This window comes from Actinospica durhamensis (assembly GCF_018139695.1).
In the GTDB taxonomy this organism is placed as follows: Bacteria; Actinomycetota; Actinomycetes; order Streptomycetales; family Catenulisporaceae; genus Actinospica; species Actinospica durhamensis.
Genome location: NZ_JAGSOG010000499.1, coordinates 1 through 2,598 on the forward strand (window position 1 = coordinate 1; position 2,598 = coordinate 2,598).

Consider the following 2,598-nt stretch of genomic DNA (forward strand, 5'->3'; position numbering starts at 1 on the left):
CCACCGACCCCGTCGCGTAGAGCATCAGCAGCGGATAGGTGATCTGCGACATCGAGCTGCCCAGCGAAGAAATCAGTGAGCTGAGCCACCACCCGGCGTAATCGCGATTCCGCCACAACGGAGTCGCTGCCACCTCGTCCCCAGACTCAGCCGCAGCATCAACCCCAGTCCCGTCCCCAACCTCAGGCTCGGTCATAGCCCCACCCGCAGCCACATGGTCGAACCCCTACTCTGTCTCAGATGAGGACGCAGGCACGTACCCATCGTCAGCGCCAGCCCTGGCTCCAGCCCCAGCCCAACCCCAACCTCAGCGGCAGAGACGACCGCATCCTCAGTCCCAGATACGGGCGCAGGCATGTACGCATCCTCATCCCAGCCTCAAACTCGACCTCGACCTCGACCTCGACCTCGACCTCGACCGCAGGGACAAACGCCTCTTCTGCCCTGCATGCGGATGCAGGCACGAAGACATCCCCAGCCCCAGCCTCGGCCGCAGGCGCGGCCCGAGATGCGAACGCAGGCCCGGCTGCAGACCCAGGCACGGGCGCAGACCCAGACACGGGCGGCGCAAGGCCGGCAACAGGCCCTGAGTCCGTCGGAGCATCGGGACCCGCGTCCGCCTCGGCGTGCGCATCGACACCGACACCGACACCGACACCGACACCGACACCGACACCGACACCGAGGCCAGCGGAACTGACCGAAGACGCGCGCGCACTCTCGCCCACGGACTCAGACACAGAGTTGCGTCCAAGTCCGGACGGCGACGCCGGGTCAACGCCCTGCGCGGACGCAGACACGCCAACACTGTCTACGCCGCCACGGTCACCGCCACCCGCGCTGGCTCCGTCGACCTCGCCTCCGTCAACCTCACCGTTGCCGATGCCCATGCCCGTCTCCCCGCCGACGCCGACCCCGGCGCCCGGATCGCGACGAGGCTCGAGACCAGGACCGACACTGCAAGTGGCACCGGCAGCGGCAGCGGCAGCGGCAGCGGCAGCGGCAGCGGCAGCGGCGACGCTGTCACCGTCGCCGCCACTGAGGCCGCCACTGAGGCCAAGGCCCGGGCCAGAGCCAGAGCCTGTGACGGCACCAGGGCCGCTATCGCCGTCACTGGCTCCGGTCTCGCTGACGTGGCCGGTATTGCCCACGCCAGGGCCAGTCTCAGACCTCGATGCCGGAGACCTCGTGTGGTGTGTATGGCGTCTCGAGTTCCTCCACCTCCTCAGGGCTCAGCCGCACTTCCAGCGCGGCCAGTGCGTCGTCGAGATGGTGCGGCTTGCTGGTGCCCACGATCGGCGCGGTCACACCTGGGCGGCTCGCGAGCCAGGCCAGTGCGACCTGGGCGCGGGGGATGGAGCGCTTGGCGGCGATGCTGGCGACTGCTTCGACAATGGCGCGGTCGCCCTCCTGGTACAGGTGGGTCGCGAACCGGTCGGTGTTCTGCCGCTGGGAGTCCTCGGCCCAGTCGCGGGTAAGTCGGCCGCGGGCGAGCGGGCTCCACGGGATGACGCCGATGCCCTCCTCGCGGCACAGCGGGAGCATCTCCCGCTCCTCCTCGCGGTAGAGCAGGTTGTAGTGATTCTGCATGCTTACAAACTGTGCCCAACCATGCTGCTTCTGCAGATAAAGGGCTTTCGTAAACTGCCAGGCGTACATGGATGAAGCGCCGAGGTAGCGCACCTTGCCCGCCTTGACCACGTCGTGCAGCGCCTCAAGCGTCTCCTCGATCGGCGTCGTCTTGTCGAACCGATGGATCTGGTAGAGGTCGATGTAGTCGGTGCCAAGGCGGCGCAGGCTGTGGTCCACGTCGGCGAGGATCGCCTTGCGGGAGAGACCTCCGCCGTTGGGCCCCTTCCTGTTCCGGAAGTACACCTTGGTGGCGATCACGACCTCGTCGCGGTCTGCGAAGTCCTTGAGGGCGCGGCCGATGATCTCCTCGCTGGAGCCGCCGGAGTATGAGTTGGCGGTGTCGAAGAAGTTCACGCCGGCCTCGAGCGCACGCTGGATGTAACCGCGCGCCTCCGGCTCCAGCACGACCCACGCGTGACCGCCACGCGCAGGGTCGCCGAAGCTCATGCAGCCCAACGCGATCGGGGACACCTCGAGGCCGGTCGATCCGAGTTTCACGTATTCCATGTCGTGATCAACGGACCGGCCAGGGGCTGTGTTCCCCAGGCAGCCGAAATTGATGCCACGCCAGCCGTATTCTGCCGAGAGCAGAATACGGAGATTGAGGGAAACAGGTGGGAACTACCAGCGCGCGAGGCTTGTTGGTGATCATAGACAGGCGGGGCCTCAGACCATGGACGATGCCCCTCCGGTCCGCCCGCCGACACCCCGTCAGTCAGTCTCGGATAGGCAGCCAGCCGAGACGGCACATATTGATCTCAAATGACTTTGAAATGATTATGCAGTGAACTACACCAATACCTGGGTTCCCGGCTCGCTCCGGGCATACCGCTACTGAAGCGCAAACGAGGAGGGGATGGAGAACGGAAGACAGATGGCCAAAGGCGGATAGCCGATGACGGGCGAGGGGTAACGGGGGGCCGATGACGGGCGACGGGCGACGGGCGACGGGCGACGGGCGACGGG

At 66.6% G+C, this 2,598-nt stretch carries 1 protein-coding gene and 1 pseudogene; both read right to left on the reverse strand.

All coding sequences use genetic code 11. The annotated features are described in order from the left end of the window. Positions 1 to 196 (reverse strand): annotated as a pseudogene (locus tag KDL01_RS40390) (MFS transporter); the annotation flags it as partial. 968 nt (positions 197 to 1,164) lie between these two features. After that, entirely contained in the window at positions 1,165 to 2,139 is a 975-nt protein-coding gene (locus tag KDL01_RS40395; protein WP_212534012.1) for an aldo/keto reductase, read from the reverse strand. Between the last annotated feature and the right edge of the window lie 459 nt (positions 2,140 to 2,598).